General features: G+C 68.3%; 15 protein-coding genes, 1 tRNA gene and 2 pseudogenes. 12 read left to right on the top strand and 6 right to left on the bottom strand.

Annotated elements, in window-relative coordinates; all coding sequences use genetic code 11:
- Positions 1-106: 106 nt before the first annotated feature.
- The 5 genes and pseudogenes from LX16_RS17510 to LX16_RS28275 all read left to right on the top strand — a co-directional run bounded on the left by LX16_RS17510 (position 107) and on the right by LX16_RS28275 (position 6,850).
- Positions 107-601, top strand: coding sequence for a hypothetical protein (locus LX16_RS17510; protein WP_147140174.1), 495 nt, complete (start codon positions 107-109; stop codon positions 599-601).
- A 314-nt stretch (positions 602-915) separates the two neighbouring features.
- Positions 916-2,679, top strand: a complete 1,764-nt coding sequence (locus tag LX16_RS17515; RefSeq protein WP_158645642.1) for an ABC transporter family substrate-binding protein — start codon at positions 916-918, stop codon at positions 2,677-2,679.
- 98 nt (positions 2,680-2,777) lie between these two features.
- Positions 2,778-3,818, top strand: coding sequence for an ABC transporter permease (locus LX16_RS17520; protein ID WP_147140179.1), 1,041 nt, complete (start codon positions 2,778-2,780; stop codon positions 3,816-3,818).
- Positions 3,811-4,734 (top strand): ABC transporter permease, encoded by a 924-nt coding sequence (locus LX16_RS17525; RefSeq protein WP_147140181.1) that lies wholly within the window; start codon positions 3,811-3,813, stop codon positions 4,732-4,734. The genes LX16_RS17520 and LX16_RS17525 overlap by 8 nt, the downstream gene beginning before the upstream one ends.
- Positions 4,731-6,850: pseudogene (locus LX16_RS28275) on the top strand (ABC transporter ATP-binding protein). The gene LX16_RS17525 and the pseudogene LX16_RS28275 overlap by 4 nt, the downstream one beginning before the upstream one ends.
- 566 nt (positions 6,851-7,416) lie before the next feature.
- Here the strand turns inward: LX16_RS28275 and LX16_RS17540 are convergent.
- Both LX16_RS17540 and LX16_RS17545 read right to left on the bottom strand, forming a co-directional pair.
- Positions 7,417-8,085, bottom strand: a complete 669-nt coding sequence (locus tag LX16_RS17540) for a GNAT family N-acetyltransferase (RefSeq protein ID WP_147140185.1) — start codon at positions 8,083-8,085, stop codon at positions 7,417-7,419.
- Positions 8,086-8,192: 107 nt separating this feature from the next.
- On the bottom strand, positions 8,193-9,179 hold the full coding sequence (locus LX16_RS17545) for a stage II sporulation protein M (RefSeq protein WP_147140187.1): 987 nt from the start codon (positions 9,177-9,179) through the stop codon (positions 8,193-8,195).
- A 92-nt stretch (positions 9,180-9,271) separates the two neighbouring features.
- Between LX16_RS17545 and LX16_RS17550 the strand changes: the two genes are divergently transcribed.
- The 4 genes and pseudogenes from LX16_RS17550 to LX16_RS17565 all read left to right on the top strand — a co-directional run bounded on the left by LX16_RS17550 (position 9,272) and on the right by LX16_RS17565 (position 12,890).
- Positions 9,272-10,213 carry an RDD family protein gene (locus tag LX16_RS17550; protein WP_147140189.1) on the top strand — a complete coding sequence of 314 codons (942 nt, stop codon included), beginning with the start codon at positions 9,272-9,274 and terminating at the stop codon, positions 10,211-10,213.
- A 186-nt stretch (positions 10,214-10,399) separates the two neighbouring features.
- Positions 10,400-10,485 (top strand) — tRNA-Leu (locus LX16_RS17555).
- A 339-nt stretch (positions 10,486-10,824) separates the two neighbouring features.
- Positions 10,825-11,133, top strand: a pseudogene (locus tag LX16_RS17560) (glyoxalase); the annotation flags it as partial.
- Positions 11,134-11,546: 413 nt separating this feature from the next.
- Positions 11,547-12,890, top strand: a complete 1,344-nt coding sequence (locus LX16_RS17565; RefSeq protein ID WP_147140193.1) for an MFS transporter — start codon at positions 11,547-11,549, stop codon at positions 12,888-12,890.
- 186 nt (positions 12,891-13,076) lie between these two features.
- Here LX16_RS17565 and LX16_RS17570 read toward each other — a convergent pair whose 3' ends face one another.
- The 4 genes from LX16_RS17570 to LX16_RS17585 all read right to left on the bottom strand — a co-directional run bounded on the left by LX16_RS17570 (position 13,077) and on the right by LX16_RS17585 (position 16,059).
- Entirely contained in the window at positions 13,077-13,265 is a 189-nt protein-coding gene (locus LX16_RS17570) for a hypothetical protein (RefSeq protein WP_147140195.1), read from the bottom strand.
- A 286-nt stretch (positions 13,266-13,551) separates the two neighbouring features.
- A complete protein-coding gene (locus LX16_RS17575; RefSeq protein ID WP_147140197.1) occupies positions 13,552-14,061 on the bottom strand; it encodes a hypothetical protein in 510 nt (169 codons plus the stop codon).
- Positions 14,058-15,155: a DNA polymerase III subunit beta family protein gene (locus LX16_RS17580; protein WP_147140199.1), complete on the bottom strand. Its 1,098-nt coding sequence runs from the start codon at positions 15,153-15,155 to the stop codon at positions 14,058-14,060. Before LX16_RS17580 ends, LX16_RS17575 begins: the two co-directional genes overlap by 4 nt.
- A gap of 412 nt (positions 15,156-15,567) precedes the next feature.
- Positions 15,568-16,059 (bottom strand): SRPBCC family protein, encoded by a 492-nt coding sequence (locus LX16_RS17585; RefSeq protein WP_147140201.1) that lies wholly within the window; start codon positions 16,057-16,059, stop codon positions 15,568-15,570.
- Between the two features lie 384 nt (positions 16,060-16,443).
- On the opposite strand from LX16_RS17585, the gene LX16_RS17590 reads away from it, so the two are divergent.
- From LX16_RS17590 to LX16_RS17600, 3 genes are all read left to right on the top strand, one after another.
- Complete coding sequence (locus LX16_RS17590) at positions 16,444-17,070, top strand: TetR/AcrR family transcriptional regulator (protein WP_147140203.1); 627 nt, start codon at positions 16,444-16,446, stop codon at positions 17,068-17,070.
- The gene (locus LX16_RS17595; protein WP_211354560.1) at positions 17,067-17,852 is read left to right on the top strand and encodes an SDR family oxidoreductase; all 786 of its coding nucleotides are present in this window, start codon (positions 17,067-17,069) and stop codon (positions 17,850-17,852) included. The genes LX16_RS17590 and LX16_RS17595 overlap by 4 nt, the downstream gene beginning before the upstream one ends.
- 500 nt (positions 17,853-18,352) lie before the next feature.
- A complete protein-coding gene (locus LX16_RS17600; protein WP_147140205.1) occupies positions 18,353-19,024 on the top strand; it encodes a GAP family protein in 672 nt (223 codons plus the stop codon).

Below are 19,024 nucleotides of genomic sequence, written 5' to 3' on the forward strand. Positions count from 1 at the left end.
CGTCTTCGGCGCCCCGCGCCTCCGCCGTCCACGGTGGGGCGCGGGGCGTTCCATGTCGGCCGGGAGGTGACGCCACGGCCGCCCGCCGCTGGTTAGAGTCATCCTCATGACCGACTACAACAACGACCCGGTTACCGGGATGCCGTCGCCGCATCAGCCCGGCTACCCGGACCAGCCCGGTTACCCGGTCGGCCCCGGAGGTTATCCGGCCGGGGGCCACCCGGGATACAGCCCGGGTTATCCGGGCTCGGGGGCGCCGGTGGTGCTGACCATCGGGGACATCGCGGTGACCCAGCACGAGGTGATCGTGCCGCAGGGACGATTCCCGTTGCGGGGGACGACCTGGACGGTGCAGGACTCCAGCCACATGCAGGAGAGCATCCCCGCCTACGCGATCGTGCTCGCCGTGATCTTCTTCTTCTTCTGCCTGTTGGGTCTGCTGTTCCTGTTGATCAAGGAGCGCAAGTACACCGGCATGGTGATCGTCAGCGTCGCCGGTGAGGGGCTCTACCACTCGGTGCAGCTACCGCCGGGTCCCGGCACCGTCCATCAGGTGACCCAACAGGTGAACCAGGCGCGCGCGATGGCGGCGATGGCGTAGACCGAGTTGCTTCGGTCAACTAACTGAAGGGTCGTTCGTGGACGCCGCGCGGTCCACCCGACCTGGTGCGGCGTCCCCGCTTCCCGTTGGGGTTATGGGAAACTTATGGAATCGGCGGCCGGGCGGCCGCCGTTCCCCTCCACCGTTCGGACGGGCCGACCAGCCGATCGCGCGACGTCACACGCTGTGCAAATAACAAGGTCATCACGAAAGGGCTGCGGTTGGTTGCCGAGGGTCCAGATCCCCTGGAGCTTATGCAAAGCTGTCTCAATCGACGGATGCCGATCGAGTAGATGGAGCAGAATTCAATGCGATTGAGAAAGCAGCCAGCGGCGCTCGTCGCCGCGGGTGTGGCCGCAGCACTCGCGCTCAGCGCGTGTTCCGGTGACGACAGCGGCGACGGTGGCAGTGCCAACGTCGGCGGTCTGGAAGCCTGTGTCGACGACCCCAACAACTGCAACGCGGCCGAGCGCCGTGACGGTGGCGAGCTGACCTGGGCGCTGTCTTCCGGCTGGGACGCCTGGAACGGCAACACCGCCGCCGGGAACTCCCTGTACCTGACCCAGGTCATGGCCGGCACCCGGATCCCGACCGGTGAGTTCCTCCCCGACGGCACCTACCAGTGGCCGAAGGACCTGCTGACCGCGGCTCCCGAGCTGATCTCCGAGAGCCCCATGCAGGTGCGCTACGAGATCCGCCCCGAGGCCAAGTGGGACGACGGGAACGCGATCGACCTCGACGACTTCCTGTTCCACTGGTACGGCGCCACCAGCGACGCCGACAAGTGCGACCAGGAGCTGTGCGACCCCGCCGCGATCTCCTACGGCGACAACGTCGAGAGCATCGAGGAAGTCGACGGGGGCATCGTGGTGTCCTACGTCGAGGGTTACACCGACCCCGAGTGGAGCCTGGGCGTCCCGGTGTCGCTGCCCGCGCACATCGCCGACGAGCAGGGCTTCGACTGGAAGAACGACCCCGCCGACATGGGTGCCGCCGCGGAGTTCTTCAACACCACGGTTCCGACCTGGACGGCCGGCCCGTACAAGATCCTGCCGGACTCGGTGGAGATGGGACAGTCCCTCTCCCTGGTGCCGAACGAGAACTGGTACGGTGAGATCAAGCCGACCCTCGACAAGATCAACCTGGAAGTCATCGCCGAGCAGCCGACCATGCTGACCGCGCTGGAGAACGGTGAGATCCACGGCTCCGAGCCGGCCTCGCTGGACCCCGACGTGGCCGAGCAGGCCGGTGACCTGCCGGGTGCCGTCTCCGCGATCGGATCGCGTCCGGCGTGGGACCACCTGGACTTCAACCTCAGCAACGAGTTCCTGTCCGACATCGAGGTCCGCAAGGCGATCATGACCGCCATCAGCCTCGAGGACATCAAGGCCGCCACCTACGCGGAGCTGACCGAGACCGAGACCCGGACGAACCACATCTTCCCGGCCACCTCGGAGTACCACACCGACGTGACCTCGGAACTGGGCCAGGGCTCCGGTGACGTGGAGGCCGCCAAGCAGATCCTGGCCGACGCCGGTTACACCCTCGAAGGCGAGACGCTGAAGACGCCGGAGGGCGAGGACATCGAGCCGCTGAGCCTGGTGTGGCTGGAAGGCAACACCATGCGCGAGATCACCATGACGCTGGTGCAGGCCGTCCTGAAGGAACTGGGCATCCCCGCGAACCTGGAGCCGAACGCTCCGGACAAGCTGGGCACCACGCTGGCCGAGCGCAAGTTCGACATCGTCGAGTTCGGTTGGATCGGTTCGCTGGCCTTCACCGGCGCCCCGAGCCAGTACTGGCACTCCGGCTCCGCCTCTAACTACGCGGGCATGAAGAACGACGAGATCGACGCGGTCATCGAATCGGTCACCCAGACCACCGACCTCGCCGAGGCCGCCGCGCGTGCCAACGAGGCCGCCAAGATGGTCGCCGAGCAGTACGTGATCCTGCCGGTCGTCACCACGCCGGGTCTGATCGTCATGTCGGACCAGGTGGCGAACGTCCGCCCCAACAGTTCGGACCAGATCGGCCCGTTCTACAACATGGAGGAGTGGGGCTTCAAGGCCGAGGGGTGATCCAGGTCACCTCTCACTGAGAGGCAATCCTTCACGTGATGGTGGGGTCTGGGCTGAGGCTCGGGCCCCACCATCCCGGCAAATAAGGGCGGAATACATTGCTTGCTTACATCATCAGGCGGCTACTCGTCGCCATACCGATCCTGTTGCTGGCCTCGCTCTTCACCTTCGTCATGGTGGAGTACTCGAGTGACCCGATCCCGACGTACCGGCAGCAGCTCGAACAGAACGCCACCGCGTCGGGTATGGACGCCGAGGCCATCGACGCGGCGGTGGAACGCTTCAAGGAGCGCAACTACTACGACCGCTCCACACCGGAGCGGTACTGGCTGTGGCTGACCGGGATCGGCGGTGACGGCGACATCGGCCTGCTGCAGGGCGAGTTCGGTCCGTCCCTGCGCGCCAACTACGACATCAAGGGGCAGCTCGGCGACCGCTTCTTCATCACCCTCAGACTCGTGATGATGGCGGTCATCTGTTCGATGGGACTGGCCATCCTCGCGGGGGTGGTCATGGCCGTGAAGCAGTACAGGAAGATCGACTACATCCTGACCTTCATAGGCTTCATCGCGTTGTCGATGCCGGTGTTCTGGTTCGCCGGCCTGGTGAAGAACATGGCCGTGTCCTACAACAAGGCGACCGACACGGAGACCTTCGCGACCTACGGTGAGAACGCCGCGGGCGGCACGGGCAACATGACCACGTTCGAGGCGCTGCTCGACTCCGCCTCCCACCTGATCCTTCCGTCCCTGGTCCTCATGCTCGCCGGTTACGCGTCGGCCAGCCGGTTCCAGCGGGCGGCCATGCTCGACGTGCTCAACTCCGACTACGTGCGTCTCGCGCGCGCCAAGGGGCTGCGCAACCGTACGGTGATGCGCAAGCACGCGCTGCGCACCGCCCTGATCCCGATGGCCACCCTGGCACCGGTCGCCGTCCTGGGGGCCATGGCCGGCGCCGTGGTCACCGAGACGGTGTTCGAATGGCAGGGCATGGGCAGATTCTTCGTGGACGCACTCGGACAGCGGGATCCGTTCGCGATTCAGGCGTTCCTGATCATCTCCGGTGTCCTCACGATCATCGGTGTACTGATCTCCGACCTGTTGTACGGCATCGTCGACCCGAGGATTCGTTATGAGTAGTACCACTGAGGCTCCGGTCGACGCCAAGGTCGGATCCGGCGACGCCATCACGTCGAAGGAACGCACCCAGTTCGAGATGGTGGTGCGCAGGTTCATGCGCCACCGTCTCGCGGTCACGTCACTGATCCTGCTGGTGCTCCTGCTGCTGATCGCCTTCGTCGGTCCGCTGTTCTACAAGTGGGGATACGAACCGCAACCCGGTGAGATCCCGATCGCCAAGGCCCCCAGCGGGGAACACTGGTTCGGTACCACCCGCAAGGCCCAGGACCTGTTGGGCCTCATCATCCGCGGAACCCAGCAGTCGTTGAAGATCGGCCTGCTCGTCGCGGTCCTCGACATCGGCATCGGCGCGGTGTGGGGTGCGGTGGCCGGACTGTTCCGCGGCTGGGTCGACGCCATCATGATGCGCATCGTCGACGTCATCTTCGTCGTGCCGTTCCTGGCCGTCGTCGCCGCCGTGTCCACCGGCATCAACCGGGTGACCTGGCTGGAGATCGCGCTGCTGATCGGCCTGCTGGGATGGGGTACGACCGCGCGGCTCGTGCGCGGTCAGGTGCTGTCGCTGCGGGAACAGGAGTTCATCGAGGCGGCCAGAGCCGTCGGTGCCTCCAACACCCGTATCGTGTTCCGGCACCTGCTGCCGAACGTCACCGGCATCATCCTGGTGTCGGCGACGCTGGCCATCGTGTCGGCGATTCTGCTGGAATCGGCGTTGTCGTTCCTGGGCTTCGGCATCCAGGCACCCGACACCTCGCTCGGTTCACAGGTATCGGACGGTGCCGGTTCGGCGCAGAACAAGCCCTGGTTGTTCTACTTCCCGGGCATCACCCTGGTGTTGATCTGTCTGACGTTCAACTTCATCGGTGACGGACTGCGCGACGCCTTCGACCCACGGCAGACCCTGGAGCGGAAATGACAATCGAGATCGACGCGAACCGCCCGGACACGGAGAGCGAGTACGTCCTCGACGTCGGGGACCTGACCGTCGACTTCCCCAGTGACGACGGCCCGGTACACGCGGTCCGTGGTGTCAGCTACCGGCTCCGCCGGGGTGAGGCGCTGGGGATCGTGGGCGAGTCGGGATCCGGGAAGTCGGTGACCTCGCTGGCGATCATGGGCCTGCTGCCCCGTTCGGCCAAGGTCGGCGGAACCGTGCATCTGTTGGGTCAGAGCATGCTGGGGCTCAAGGACGAGGAGATCTCCAGGATCCGGGGCAACAAGATCTCGATGATCTTCCAGGATCCGTTGACGTCCCTCAACCCGGTGTACACGGTGGGCAAGCAGTTGGCCGAGGCCGTGCTGGTGCACAACAAGATCGGCAAGGAGAAGGCACGGCAACGCGCCATCGAACTGCTCGACGTCGTGGGCATCCCCAACCCGCAGCAGCGGGTCGACGCCTACCCGCACGAGATGTCCGGTGGTATGCGGCAGCGCGCCGTCATCGCCATCGCGATGGCCAACCAGCCGGACGTGATCATCGCCGACGAACCCACCACGGCACTGGACGTCACGGTGCAGGCGCAGGTCATGGAGGCGCTGGAGACGGCGCGCAAGGAGACCGGCGCCGCCATGGTGCTGATCACCCACGACCTGGGCGTCATCGCCGGGCACGTCGACAGGGTCCTGGTCATGTACGCCGGTAAACCGGTCGAGACCGCTCCGGTGGACGACCTGTTCTACAGCCCCCGGATGCCGTACACCCTGGGGCTGCTCGGTTCGCTTCCCCGAATGGACGAGAACCGGGAACACCGGCTGACCCCCATCAAGGGCAACCCGCCCTCGATGGTGAACCTGCCGCCGGGATGCCCGTTCGCGCCGCGTTGTCCGATGGTGCAGGACGTGTGCGTCCAGAACGAACCGGAACTGTTGCAGATCGAGGTTCCCAGCCGGGCCGCCGCGTGCCACTTCCACGAGCAGTTGGTGGACGTGGAGGCGACCGACGTGTACGACACCGGTGACCCGGAATCGGAGGAAGTGGCATGACCGTGACAACCGAGACCGCGGCCGCCGAGACCACCGGGCAGACGGTGCTGTCGGCACGCAATCTGGTCAAGCACTTCCCGGTGCGCTCCAAGGGCGTGCTGCGGCGCAAGATCGGTGACGTCCACGCCGTCTGCGACGTGTCGCTGGACCTGAACGAGGGCGAGACCCTGGCGCTGGTCGGCGAGTCCGGCTGCGGCAAGTCCACCACGGCGCGGCTGCTATTGGGACTGATCCCGGTCACCTCCGGGACGGTCAGCTACAACGGCACGGAACTCACCAGCCTCAGCCGCAACCAGATGCGGCCGTACCGGGCAGAACTCCAGATCGTCTTCCAGGACCCGTTCGCCTCTATGGACCCGCGTATGACGATCTTCGAGATCATCGCGGAGCCCCTGCGGGTGCACGGCCTGTTCGCCAACGGCGGACGGCAGCGGGTCCGGGACCTGATGTCCGTGGTGGGGCTCAACCCCGAGCACGTCAACCGTTACCCGCACGAGTTCTCCGGCGGGCAGCGGCAGCGGATCGGAATCGCCCGGGCGTTGGCGCTCAATCCGAAGGTCCTGGTGCTGGACGAGCCGGTGTCGGCACTCGACGTGTCGATCCAGGCCGGCGTCATCAACCTCCTGGAGGACCTTCAGGAGGAGTTGGGCCTGTCGTACCTGTTCGTCTCGCACGACCTGTCGGTGGTGAGGCACATCGCCGACCGGGTCGCGGTGATGTACCTGGGCAGGATCGTCGAGACCGGTACGGTGTCGGAGATCTTCGCGGGTGCCTCGCACCCGTACACGCAGTCGCTGATCTCGGCGGTGCCGTTGCCGGACCCCCGCAAGGAGCGGTCGCGCAAGCGGATCCTGCTCACCGGCGACGTCCCGTCCCCGGTGACGCCGCCGTCGGGATGCCGGTTCCGCACCCGCTGCCCGAAGTTCGCCAACGAGCTGACCGAGGAACAGCAGAAGTCCTGCATCGAGGAGATCCCGGCGCTCAGCGCGGACCGTGACGGCCCGACCACGTCGGCGTGTCACTTCGCCGCGCCGGTGAAGCTGCTGTAGAGCGCGGCACCGGTGAAGCTGCTGTAGGGCGCCGCTCCGGTGAAGTCGCTGATGGGCCCGCCCCGGTGACCTCACCGGGGCGATAGGCGAGATCGGGGACCGTCCGTCCGGACGGTCCCCGATTCGTGTCCCCGGTCCGCCGATCCTATGGAGGGACAAGGCGGGCCGCCGGGTTTCGGAGAGACCTCGGCGACCCGCGTAGGGAGGGGGCGTTCCCTACTGTCGGATGGGCATCGGTGGAATCGTGAGGCCGTCACCGCACCACGCCGCGGCGGATTCCGCCAGCCGCTTGGCGTCCGCTCGGCGGCGTTCGAGAGCCTGCCCCGCGCGACGCAGGATCTCTTCGGTGCCGTGCCGGGAATCCATCTTCCGACGCCTCCTGATATCCGACTCCCAAGACGCTAGTGAGCCACGCCAACTCCATAGTGGATCAGAGGTGGCGTGAGGACGGACGTCTGGCGCCGCTTGAGAAGGAGTCGCTGGTCGCGGGCTCGGCACTCCGCGACAGAGGGCTCCAAGTAGTGACGCACATCACTTTATGGTCTGTTAAATCCGCGTGAAGCGACTCAGGCGTCCGGCTCGGGAACGAAGGCCCCCGGCACGTCGGAACGCACCCGCCACCCCAGCGACAGGTACAACGCCCGGCCCTCCTCGGTCGCCACCAGGACCCCGACCCGCATCCCCGCCGCCGCCGCATGATCCTCCAGCGCACGGATCACCAGGCGCCCCAACCCCCGGCGCCGATGCACCGGTTCGGTGACCACCCTGTCGACTATCCCGAAGTGCCCCGCGTGGGCGAGCCGTCCCGAGGCCGCCACGTGACCCTCCCCGTCGCGGACCACCGCCACCGTCACGGAGTCCTCCGTGGCCGTCTCCAGTCGATACGGGTCCGGGCAGGCGTGGCCGACCGGGCGGAACGTCGTGGTCATCAGGTACCCCGCGGTGTCCATCCGCCACGGCCCGTCGAGGGCGGCGCGGAACTCCGCCGGATCACCGGCGGCCTTGAGCCAGCTTCCCGGCACCGCCTGCCGCTTCGCCAGCCCGGACAGCTCCCCGGCCGTGTAGTCGAACAGGACGTGCCGGAACCGCGCGCCCACCTGACCGATCTCGATGCGGTATCCACCCGGAAACGCCACCGGACGCCCGGTCCGGCGCGACGTCGCCCAGCCCTCACCCCACGCGGTCATCAGTTCGGCGACCGAGAGCGCGTCGGCCTCGGGATACGCGAGCGGCATGGGGACCTCTGCACCGGGAGACGTGGCGGCGTACGGCCACCTGATCGACGGGACCGGGCGAGCCTAGCCACCGCCGCCGTGGAGGGCACCCCTTTGTGAACGGCCTCTCAGCCGGACCCGACGGCGCGCCGTTCGGCGTCCGGGTCGGCGTCGTACCCCTCGGCGATCGCCGCGCGCCCCCGCATCACCACGTACACCAGGAAGCCGGACAAGGCGAAGGCCCCGATCGGGATGGCCACCAGCCCCGGCAGGTTCGGCGTGACGAACCCCTCGATCAGGCCGGCGACCGCGAGCACCGCCACCAGCCCGAGCGCGACCATGATCCCGGAACGGCCCGCCGCCGCGAGCGAGCGGCTGCGGCTGTAACCGGCGGCCGGCACGATCCACGACCAGCCGATCCGCAGCCCCACCGCGGCGGCCAGCAGTACCGCCCCCAGCTCCAACAGGCCGTGTGGCGCGATGAGCCCGAAAAACAGGTCGGCGCGGCCGTTGCCGACCATGACGCCCCCGGTGAGACCGAGGTTGAGGGCGTTCTGCCACAGCACCCACAGGGTCGGCAGTATCAGGGCGCCGCCGACCAGCGCGATCGCCGCGATCTGCGCGTTGTTGGTCCACACCCGCAGGGCGAAGTTCTCGTTGCGGTACTCGGAGTAGTAGTCGGCGAAGCTGTGGTTGACCAGGGACTGGATCTCCTGCGGCGACCACAACTGCGCCTGCACCTGCGGGTTGGCGGCGACGTAACCGATGAGCACGGCGACCACCACCACGAACCCGAAGGCGGTGCCCGCCCACCAGTACCGGGCCTGGTAGCACGCGAGCGGGAACGTGTGGGTGAAGAAGCGCAGGAAGCGCCGCCGGGCGAGGTCACCGGTTCCGGTGATGGAGCTGCGCGCCATCAGGACCAGGCCCGACAACCGGGCGACGACGAGGGGGTCGGGCATCCGGCTGCGCACGACCGACAGGTGGGTCGACGCCCGCTGGTACAGCATCAACATCTCGTCGGTCTCGGCGGGCGCGAGACGTCCCGTCCGGGAGAGCTGTTCGAGGCGCCGCCACTCGCCGTCGTGCTCGGCGACGTAGGCATCAAGGTCCACGTGGCGACCTTATCCGTACCGCGCCCGCCCGCGATCGTCGTACGCCCGCCCGGGTCGGCCGTGATGGAGCACCGGTGCGGCAGACTGGGGGCATGACCGACACCTCCCATCCGGCCGCGCAGGGCCGGTTGGTCTCCGGCGAGGCGGTGGAACTGGACGTGCGGGTGGCCCGCATCGGCTCCCGAGTCCTGGCCTTCGTCCTCGACTTCGCGCTGGCGGCGCTGGCGTTCGCGATCCTGCTGCCGCTGTCGTGGCTCCTGCTGAGCCTGTTCAGCGTGGACCAGGCGCTGGTCGACGCGGCCATGGTGTTGGTCGGCGTGGCGGCCTTCGTCGGGTTCCCGGTGACCGTCGAGACGTTGAGCAGGGGGCGATCGCTGGGCAAGCTGGCGATGGGGCTCCGGGTGGTACGGGACGACGGCGGACCGATCCGGTTCCGTCACGCGCTCGTACGAGGCGTCACCGCGTTCGGCGCCGAGTTCCCCGGCATCGTCATGCCGGGCATCACCTGGCTGGCGACGATCGGTGTGATGCTGGTCCACCCGTCGGGCAAGCGGGTGGGCGACCTGCTGGCGGGCACCATCGTGATCCACGAACGCACTCCGATCGGACGGGCGTGGGTTCCGGCCATGCCGCCGGGACTGGAGGGTTGGGGGCGGGTGGCGGACCTGACCGACCTCGACGACGAGCTCGCCCTGGCGGTTCGGCACTTCCTGTCCCGCAACCACGATCTGGCGGAACCGGCGCGCAGTTCGCTCGGCCGGGCGCTCGCGTCGGAGTTGCGTTCCAAGGTCGCGCCGCCACCGCCGCCCGGCGCGCCGGCGTGGGCGTTCATGGCGGCGGTGCTGGCGGAGCGTTACCGACGGTCGGCGCAGCGCATGGCGGGGAACCGCCGGATGACCGCCCAGGTGTGGGACACCCTGTACGGGGCACCGCAGGGAAACGCCTGGTGGGAGGGCTATCCGGTGGCCGGTCCGGTGCCTTCCAAGCCCCTGGGTGAGGTTACGGCGGGCGCGACGGGGCACCGTCCTCAGTAAACCGGTGCCGCTCGTGGTGTCGACAGGGGACGACATGTGACCCGAAGTAACATAAGAGTTGCATATTGACAAGTATCGTGTCGCAGATGCGACTTTCTGAATATTCACCGCCCCATAAGCGTTCTATGCCCGGTTTGGCCGGTGCGGTGAGTCGCACATCACGGCTAACGTGTCTTCATGCACCCCGCCCGGGTGGTGAAAAGGGAGACACGGCTGCCTTAAAAGCAGTTGCCGGACACGGCGTGCGGGTTCGAGTCCCGTCCCGGGCACCACACAGATCATCACGGCCGTCTGTAATGCCCCTGGCCAACGCGGCGGCGGTTACAGTGCTGTCGGGTGTAAGGGTGATCCGGCATGTGACGAGGCGTTCTTCGTGTCGGTAAGTGACCTGTAGCCGCAACGCCTCGCCAGGCCACCGGAACGCTGTCGCGTTACGCCCGCCCGGCGAGCGCGACCTGCGCTCGTGCCACTGTCACACCGTCCTGTGTGTTGGTGATGCCGTCGCCGGTGACATCACAACGGCGGCGAAAGTGCCATAGGCGAAGTCGGATTCAGCGGGGCATTCTTGTCGGCGTCGACGGAACGCACTTCGAGAAGGAAGCAGCCCACCTGTGCCTGAATCCACCATTCGCGCGGAGGACACACTGCGGTTCTATCGGGCGCTGGGCTTCACCGTCACTTGAGAACAGACGAAGCCGTACCTGTACCCGGCCGTGGAGTGGAGCGGGTTCGCGCTGCACTTCGGCAAGCAGGTCAAGCGGACCGACCCCGACGGCGAGGGTGCCGGAGGGTGCCTGGTCATGGTCGACGCGGTCGCGCCCTATCACGCGACCCTCACCCGGGCCATGCACCACGCCTACGGCAAGGTGCCGGCGTCGGGACGCCCCCGCATCACTCGCTACCGGCCCTGCGCCAGCCGCTTGGGGCCGGGCCATGCCACGTTCTCGCATGCCCACGCACTATGCGGATACGTGAACGTCAAAGGCATCGGGGAAGTCCTCGGATGGCACGACGCCGACTGACGGCTCGCTCGGATCGGCGCATGGGCTCCGGAGTCGCGGGTTTTCCGCTGCTAGCATCTGCAGCATGTCAGCCGCATCGTGCTCGGCCGCCTGCGCGGCAGTGACCAGGGCCTCCCGCTAGCGGCGGGACGTCCGGCACAAGGCAACACGTCACCTGGAACGTTCAGCCGCTTCGTGATCAGACCGAAGCGGCCCCTTGAGCTGCTCGGTTCCTCTTCAGAGCGACGGAGCAATCGATGCTTTCAGGCACTTTCACTTCTTCACGCGGGCACAGTCCCGCGCGTGCGCGCGCACGGCTGGTGTTGTGCGCGATGTCCATGTTGCAGTTCTTCATCGCGGTCGACGTGACCGTGGTCAACATCGCGCTGCCCGCGATCGGCGCGGAGTACCACGTCGACGGCCATGCCCTGACCTGGGTCGTGGTCGCCTACGCCATCACCGGCGGCGGGCTGCTGATGCTCGGCGGCCGGCTCGCCGACCTTCTCGGCCGCCGTCGCACCCTGCTGGTCGGCACGACCCTGTTCGGCGCGGCCTCCCTCCTGGCGGGTCTGGCCCCGACGTTCCTGATCCTGGTCGCCGCCCGCCTGCTCCAGGGAGCCGGCGAGGCCGTCGCGCTGCCTGCGGCCATGGCGACCATCGTGCTGCTGTTCCCCGAGGGCCCGCGCCGGTCGCGCGCCCTGAGCGTGTGGGCCGCGGTGGCCAGCTGCGGACTGGTACTCGGGTTCGCCCTGTCCGGGATCGTCACGGCCCATCTGGGTTGGCGCTGGATCTTCCTCATCTCGGTGCCGTTCATCCTGGTGGTGATCGTGGCGGCGCTCGTCCTGGTCCCGGTGGACCCGTTCGCATCCCGTGAGCGGCAGCGTCTGGACGTGCCGGGTTCGGTCCTGTTGACGGTGTGCCCGCTGCTGTTCGTCTACGCCGCGGTCGAGGCCGGCTCGCCCGCCACCGGCCCGTGGATGAGCCTGACGGCGCTGGCCGGCGCGGTGCTGGCCGCTGTCGGGTTCGTGCGCGTCGAGTCGAGGTCCCCGAACCCCCTGGTCCCGCTCGCCTTCTTCTCCGACCGGTCCAGGGTGCGGGCGAACCTCACCACGATGCTCCTCAGTGGAGCGCTGTCGACGTCGTTCCTGCTGTTCACCTTCTTCCTGCAGGACAGGCTCGGGATCGGTCCGCTGGGCGCGGGCTTGACGATGCTCCCGTTGGCCGTGTCGTTGATCGTGGCCTCGGTGCTCGTGCCCCGGCTGCTGGGACGCTGGGGCGCACGCACCTGTGTGCTGGTCGGGCTCGCGGCCACTTCCGGCGCGATGGTGGTGATCGCGCTCGTGGCCGTCCTGGGTGGCGGAGCGGCGTGGTTGCTCCCGGCGATGCTGCTGATCGCGGCCGGTATGGGCTTCGGACTCGTGGGACTGCAGTACATCGCCGTCAGCGGGACCACCGACGAGGACGCCGGGATCGCCTCCGGCGTCCAGCGAGCATCCGACCAGCTCGGCGGAGCAGCCGGCGTGGCCGTGTTCGCCGGGCTCGGGTTCGCCCCCGCCCTGCACCGTGGTGAGCCTTTCGTGGTCTCCGTGGTTCTCGCGATCGCCGGACTGGTCGTCGGTGCCGCGGTGATCTCCCGCTCGCCGGCCACGGTGGAGGCGCGGCCGCAGGTCGAGTAACGAAGCAGGCTGTCGCGCCGGAGCCCGGACGGCTACGGCGCGACGGCCTCTCGCCCGACCCCGCAGACCCGTTGCCCTGACCGGCGGCGTGAGCCGGGTGCCGCCCGAGGCTCGACACCTCGCTTCGCGTCTGGTGGAGGGTGATTCGGTGAGGAGACGGCGGTCGTGGTCGCCGGGGAGTCTCGCCTACCGGCGGAGCGCCCGTGCCCGGCGCGTCAGCAAGGTGATGCGTGCCGGGTCGTGGCCGCCGTTCAACTCGGCGATGAGTTCATCGGGACAGAGCTGGTAGAGGTCGCCCCACCAGCGACGCGCCCGGTTGTCCCACACGCGGTATCCACCCGGGACACCACGCGCGACGTAGCGACGCCTGCCCACCGGGCCTCCTCGACGTGATCGGTGTGCGGAGTATGCCGGAGGTCGTCGAGTCGGGCATCCGGTTTTCATCGCGGGCGTGCCGCGCGTATGGCGCCATCCACAGTTCATGGTCGGTTCAGGACCGCCACTCGGCGTGGGGCTGAGGGGCGTGATCGACCGCCGATCCGGGCCGCGAGCGCGGTGGTGCATCGAGGACGCGGGCCCCGGACGGGACGTGCGCGATCGGCGCCGACGACGTTCAACGACACCGAAGGCGCGCATCGACGGTGAGCGCGGCGCGACAGCGTCACGTGGTGGGGCCGGGTGCGGAGGGCCGCTTGGTCGTGTCCCGTCGGGAGACGGCCTCTGCCACCTCGTCGAGGGCGATGCGCAGGGAGGCACCGTATGCGTCCCGGGGGAGGTGGTGGGCGTGCTCCTCGGCCGCGTGGATGTGCTCGGTGGCCGCCTCGAAGGAGCCGAGGCGGCGGTAGTCGTCGGCCAGATTGAGGTGGAGGGAGGGGTAGAAGCCGGCGATGTGGAGATCGGTGTGGTGCTCGTGGGCACGCTGTTCGGTCACTGCGTCGGCGGCGTCGAGGGCCCGGACGTCCCAGGCGAGGGCCTGGGCGGGATCCTCGTAGAGGTCCGCCAGATAGTGGGCCAGTGAGCAACGGTGTAGCGGGTCCCCGGTGACGCCGATCTCCGACCACAGGTTGAGGAGTTTGCGGCGGGCGGACGGGATGCTGCCCGTCCGACCTTCGACGACGGCTCGGCCGATGGCTTCCATGGTCGGGTCGGGGCCGTGGGGTGTGGTGGTCATGAGGTTCCTCGTCGTCGTTCTCGGGTCGGGTGGTCGCGTGTGACGGGCATGGCGAGAGTGGTGAGATCGCCGCGGTCGGCGGAGCGGATCGTGGTGGGCTGGTCGTTTCTCCTCAGGTCGAGCATCACGTCGGGGCCGATCGCCGTGCTCACGGCGGGATGGAGCGTAGTCATCTCGAACCGGATACGGCGGGCCTCACCAGTCACGTCGGCGGGGAGCGCGATCGCGGGGTGTGCGTCGTTCGGGGCCAAGACGTTCACATGGCGATCGGTGACGTGCAGTACGACGTGTTCATCGGGGTGTTCCTCCAGAACCCGCAACAGCCGGTCCTTCGAGACGGTCACGCGGGTGGTGACATCGTCCAGGGACTCCCACATCGAACGGTGGTCGGGGAAATCCTCGGGAAGTGTCCGGCAGTGCCGGTCATTCCGTTCCGGCATGCGCAGCCGGATCCCGTGTGGCACCACTTCGATACGGACCAACGGACTGCGCCGGACCTCGCTGGCCGCTGTCCGGAGATCGTTCCCGTCGACCGTGCCCGCCCAGGTCTGCTCCGCTGGCCGCGCCGGCACCAGGGTCCGGGTGGAGAGCCGGTACCGGTCGGTCGCCGTCAGGACGACCGCCTCGTCACTCGCCTCGACGTGCACGGCGGCGAGCACCGCCATCCCCGGCTCGTACGTGGTCGCAGTCAGAACCTGCTCGACCGCACTCGCCAGCACGGGCCCCTTGAGCGTGGCGATCAGCAGGCCCGGCACATCGCCGCCGAGCGCGGACTTGATGACCGCCGCCTTCCGCCGCACCGCCGCCGCATCCGCTTCGATCCTGGCGACATGCGCGTCGAGCAGCCGTGCGGCCTCGTCCACGCCGGCGGCGAGAACGGCCTCGACCGTGGCGAGGGGCATGGAGATCTCGCGGAGCCGGCGCAGGGTGGTCGCCCGCTCCAGCTGGTTGGCGGCGTAGTAGCGGTATCCCGTGACCGGGTCCACGTCGGCGGGGGACAGCAGTCCCGAGTCGGCGTAGAACCGCAACGCACTGGAGGTCAGGCCACTGCGCCGCGCGAAGACCCCGATGGACATCAATTCCGAACCAGGCACCCCACCATCATCGAGCCTCAACCGACTTGAAGGTCAAGTGCGACGCGGATCACGGCTCACTGCCAAGCCGCATGGAACCCACACCGCTCTCCACGGACGGTCGGTCCCGGCACCGCCAGGGCTGCGCACCCCCGACATGTCGTGCGCCATCGACTTGAGCGGGTCACGGAGAGGCGTTCGGGATCGTGGAAGTCCGCCGAACATCTCCTCGAATACTGGTGTCATCCGTCCGGGCGGGTTCTCTCCTGCGCAGGCCCCGCCGTGTTCGGTGGCCGGTTCGGGGGACATGCGGCCACGGTGTCGGTGACCACGTGCAGACCCCTCCCGTCAGCAGTCGGCCGGGAGGAGCGGCGAGTGGACCGCACGTCATGGCGGTGGCCGACGAGTCAATCCGGCGGCCGGTGCGGCCACGTCAGCCCTTCGTCTCTCGGAGGTCCGTTCCGTGTTCGGCGAACGCCTTGAAGTCCCGCATGTGTTGCAGGGACTGTTTCCGGAAGGTGCCGGGCATCAGGCGACTGACCAGTCGCATCAGTAGGCCGTCGAACCGGTACTCGTTCTCACTCGTCCAGAGCGTCGTCTCCGGACCGGATTCGGTGAACCGCTCGCGAGCGGCGTTCCACATGCCACCGCCGACGATCTCACGCTCGAAGTGGACGACGGCGGCTTCCGGGATCCGGTCCAGGTCCGCCGGATCGAGGCGTGTGATCGTCTCGATGCACTCGAACTCCTTTCCGCCCATCTCCAAGACGACCCGAGACCTGGTGCCGACGCGCCCGTGCATCCCGTTCAGCGGTTCGTGCAGCACCACGCCCCGCAGCCACTTCGGTAGGTGCGCCGGATCCGCGAGCAGTTCGACCACTCGCTCCCGTGGCAGGGCGATCTCGATCGAGACGGTGTACTTCATCGCGGTTCCTCCAGGTTCACGACACCTGGCGTGCACGGCTGCACGCCGGATCATCACGTGACGCCGGTGCCCTCACCGGGCCCGATCCACGATCTCCGCCGATGCTATGTGCCGGGTACGACCGTCGTCGGCTCGACGGCGTCGTCGACCACTTCGCGGATCAGCTCGGTGTTGCAGTGGTGGGGTGCGACGTGTGAAGTGCTCCGCGCGAGCGGGACCCGGTTCACATCTGGTTATCCGTCCGGATAATGTTATCCGCATGGATAACGAAGACAAGAGTCGGTCCACCGCCTGGTCGTCGATCGCGTATCCCCGCCGGAGACGGCGCCCGGCCCTACTCACGCCGAGGGCCGGAACCGGCCCGGGTCCGGGGACGGTGAAGGCATGACCGGTCGGGAGGCCGCGACCACGGCGCGCCGGGAGCAGATCATCCGCACCACCATCGCCCTGTTGGCCGAGCGTGGATACCAGGCCACCACCTTCGAGGCCATCTGCCGGGCGGCGGAGCTCAGCAGCAAACGGCTCATCACGTACCACTTCTCCAGTAAGGACGAACTGTTCGCCGCCGTGGCCGAACGGGTCGCCGCCGACAGCGAGACCCACGTGCAGGCGGCGATCGCCGGTGTGGACGATGCTCGCGAACTGCTCACCACCGTGATCCGGGCGAACGTCATGTTCATCGCCGACCACGCGCCGCAGATGGAGGCGCTTCGGCAGATCCTGCTCAACGGCGGCATGAGCGACTGGCGGCGGTACCACGTGGACTCGCAGGACCGCCTCGCCCGCCTGTTCGCCGAAGGGCAGGACGCCGGTGCGTTCCGTCGATGCGATCCACGGGTCATGGCGGCCGCGCTACGCGCCTCGATCGACAGCACGGCCGCGCTCATCTCCGACGGCGTCGACCCCCGGCGCTGTGCCGACGAGTTGGTCACGCTCTTCGACCTCGGCACGAACCCACACCACGACCGCCGCACCGAGGACGCCCACCCGACGCGAAGGGAATCGCCATGACAGATGAGACCGCCGGACGGACGTATGTGGTGACCGGTTCGGCGTCGGGGATCGGCGCCGCGACCGCCGCCATGCTCCGTGAACGCGGTGCCGAGGTCATCGGATGCGATCTCGACGACGCCGAGATCCACGCGGATCTCTCCACTCCCGACGGACGTCGTGCCCTCGTCGAGCACGTGAACGCGCATGGGCGTGTCGACGCCGTGCTCGCCGTCGCCGGAGGCGGGAGGACCGGACTCCTCGAAACCAACTACTTCGGAGCCGTCGCGACCCTGGAAGGGCTGCGTCCGTTGTTGGCGCGGAGCCGGGCACCCCGCGCGGTGGTCGTGTCGTCGACGTCCTCGCTGGCGCCCGCGGACGAACGCGTGGTGCGGGCGTGTCTCGACGGTGACGAGGTCGCCGCCGTCGCGCTTCTCGACGCCGAACCGGCCATCGGTGGGGTGACCGGCGGCTACGGTATCGCCAAGCGCGCCCTGAACCGCTGGGTACGAAGGACGGCTCCGACACCCGAATGGGCGGGAGCCGGTATCGCGCTCAACGTCGTCGCTCCCGGGGTCGTCGACACGCCCGCGGCGGCGTACATCTTCGCGGACGAAGACATACGCGCGGCTGTGGAGGCGTCGTCGCCCCAACCGTTCGGTGGATTCCCGGGGCGACCCGAGTGGATCGGTGAGCTGATCTGCTGGCTCGGCGGAGCGGGCAACCGATTCGTCACGGGCCAGGTGATCTTCGCGGACGGCGGCGCGGAGGCCGCATTGCTGGGTGATCTGCACTGGCGCTGAGTCATCGTGCACTCGTCGTGCCGTCCCGCCGTGAGTCGGACCGGTGTCGAGCGGCGGCGACGGCGGTGAGGTCGCGTCGGGCGGCGGCACGTCGCGGCATTCTGTCGCATGCCACCGGAGCGCCTCGAACCGTTCGGGGTGTCGGTGGCCGGTGCGACGGTCTCGGCGCGACCCGTCCATGTGGAACGACTGCCACCGGACCTGCGATGTGGCGGCATCGCGGGCCCCGGTGTTCGGTCGCGTGTGGTCGCGTCCTGCCGTACCTCGTCGGCCACATCGAGTGATATGAGGCTGCACATCCCTCGCCGGTGTTGTCCCCGGATCGGGGGGTGTGGCGGGTCCGCCGCGGTTACGCTCTCTGCACCGACGGGCCGCGGTGCGGGGAGGAACGGAGACGTCGTGCTCTCGGCGCATGTCACGCCTGCGCCGGCGGCCCCGTGCGAGGCGCGGTGGGGAGGCGGGGTCGAGTCCGGACCCGAGTGACCCTCTGGGAGGCGACTGTGTGGGACGCGTTCGGTGCGATGCTTCCCTACGCCACCGGCCTGTTGGTCTCTCCCCTGCCGGTGGCGGCGGTCATCATGCTCCTGGTCTCTGCCGGTGGCAGGCGCAAGGCCGCCGTCTTCGAAGTCACCTGGCTGGTCGTCTCCCTCGCCTTGCTACTGGTGACGGCCGTGATCGTCGGTAACGCCCCGGCTCGCCAGCGAGGCGCCACGCCGACCTGGGAATCGGTGGTGGCGATCGTCCTCGGCGTCATCATGCTCGTCATGGCGCTGATCATCGCGGTGACCTGGCGCCGCCGGAGCGGGCCGACGACGCCTCCCCGCTGGATGCACGTCCTCGACGTCCTCTCGCCGCGGAAGACCGTCGGCCTGGCCGCGGTGCTGATCATCGCCAATCCCGTGAACCTCGGTATGCTCCTGGCCGCGGGCATCGAACTGGGGCAGTTCCGCCTCCGCGCCGGCGCCGAACTCGCCGCAGCCGCGCTGTTCGTCCTCACCGGATCGCTCACGATGCTCGCCCCGTGGTTGATCACCCTTGCGTCGGGACGCGACGCCGGCTTCCTGCCGAAGGCCCGCCGCTGGCTGCTCAGACACAACGACGCCCTCTCCTTCTGGATGACGTTCGGTTTCGGCATCCTCTTCCTGACCAAGGGCCTGCGGGCCCAGTTGTGA

Origin of the sequence: Stackebrandtia albiflava (assembly GCF_007994225.1) — a bacterium.
GTDB lineage: Bacteria > Actinomycetota > Actinomycetes > Mycobacteriales > Micromonosporaceae > Stackebrandtia > Stackebrandtia albiflava.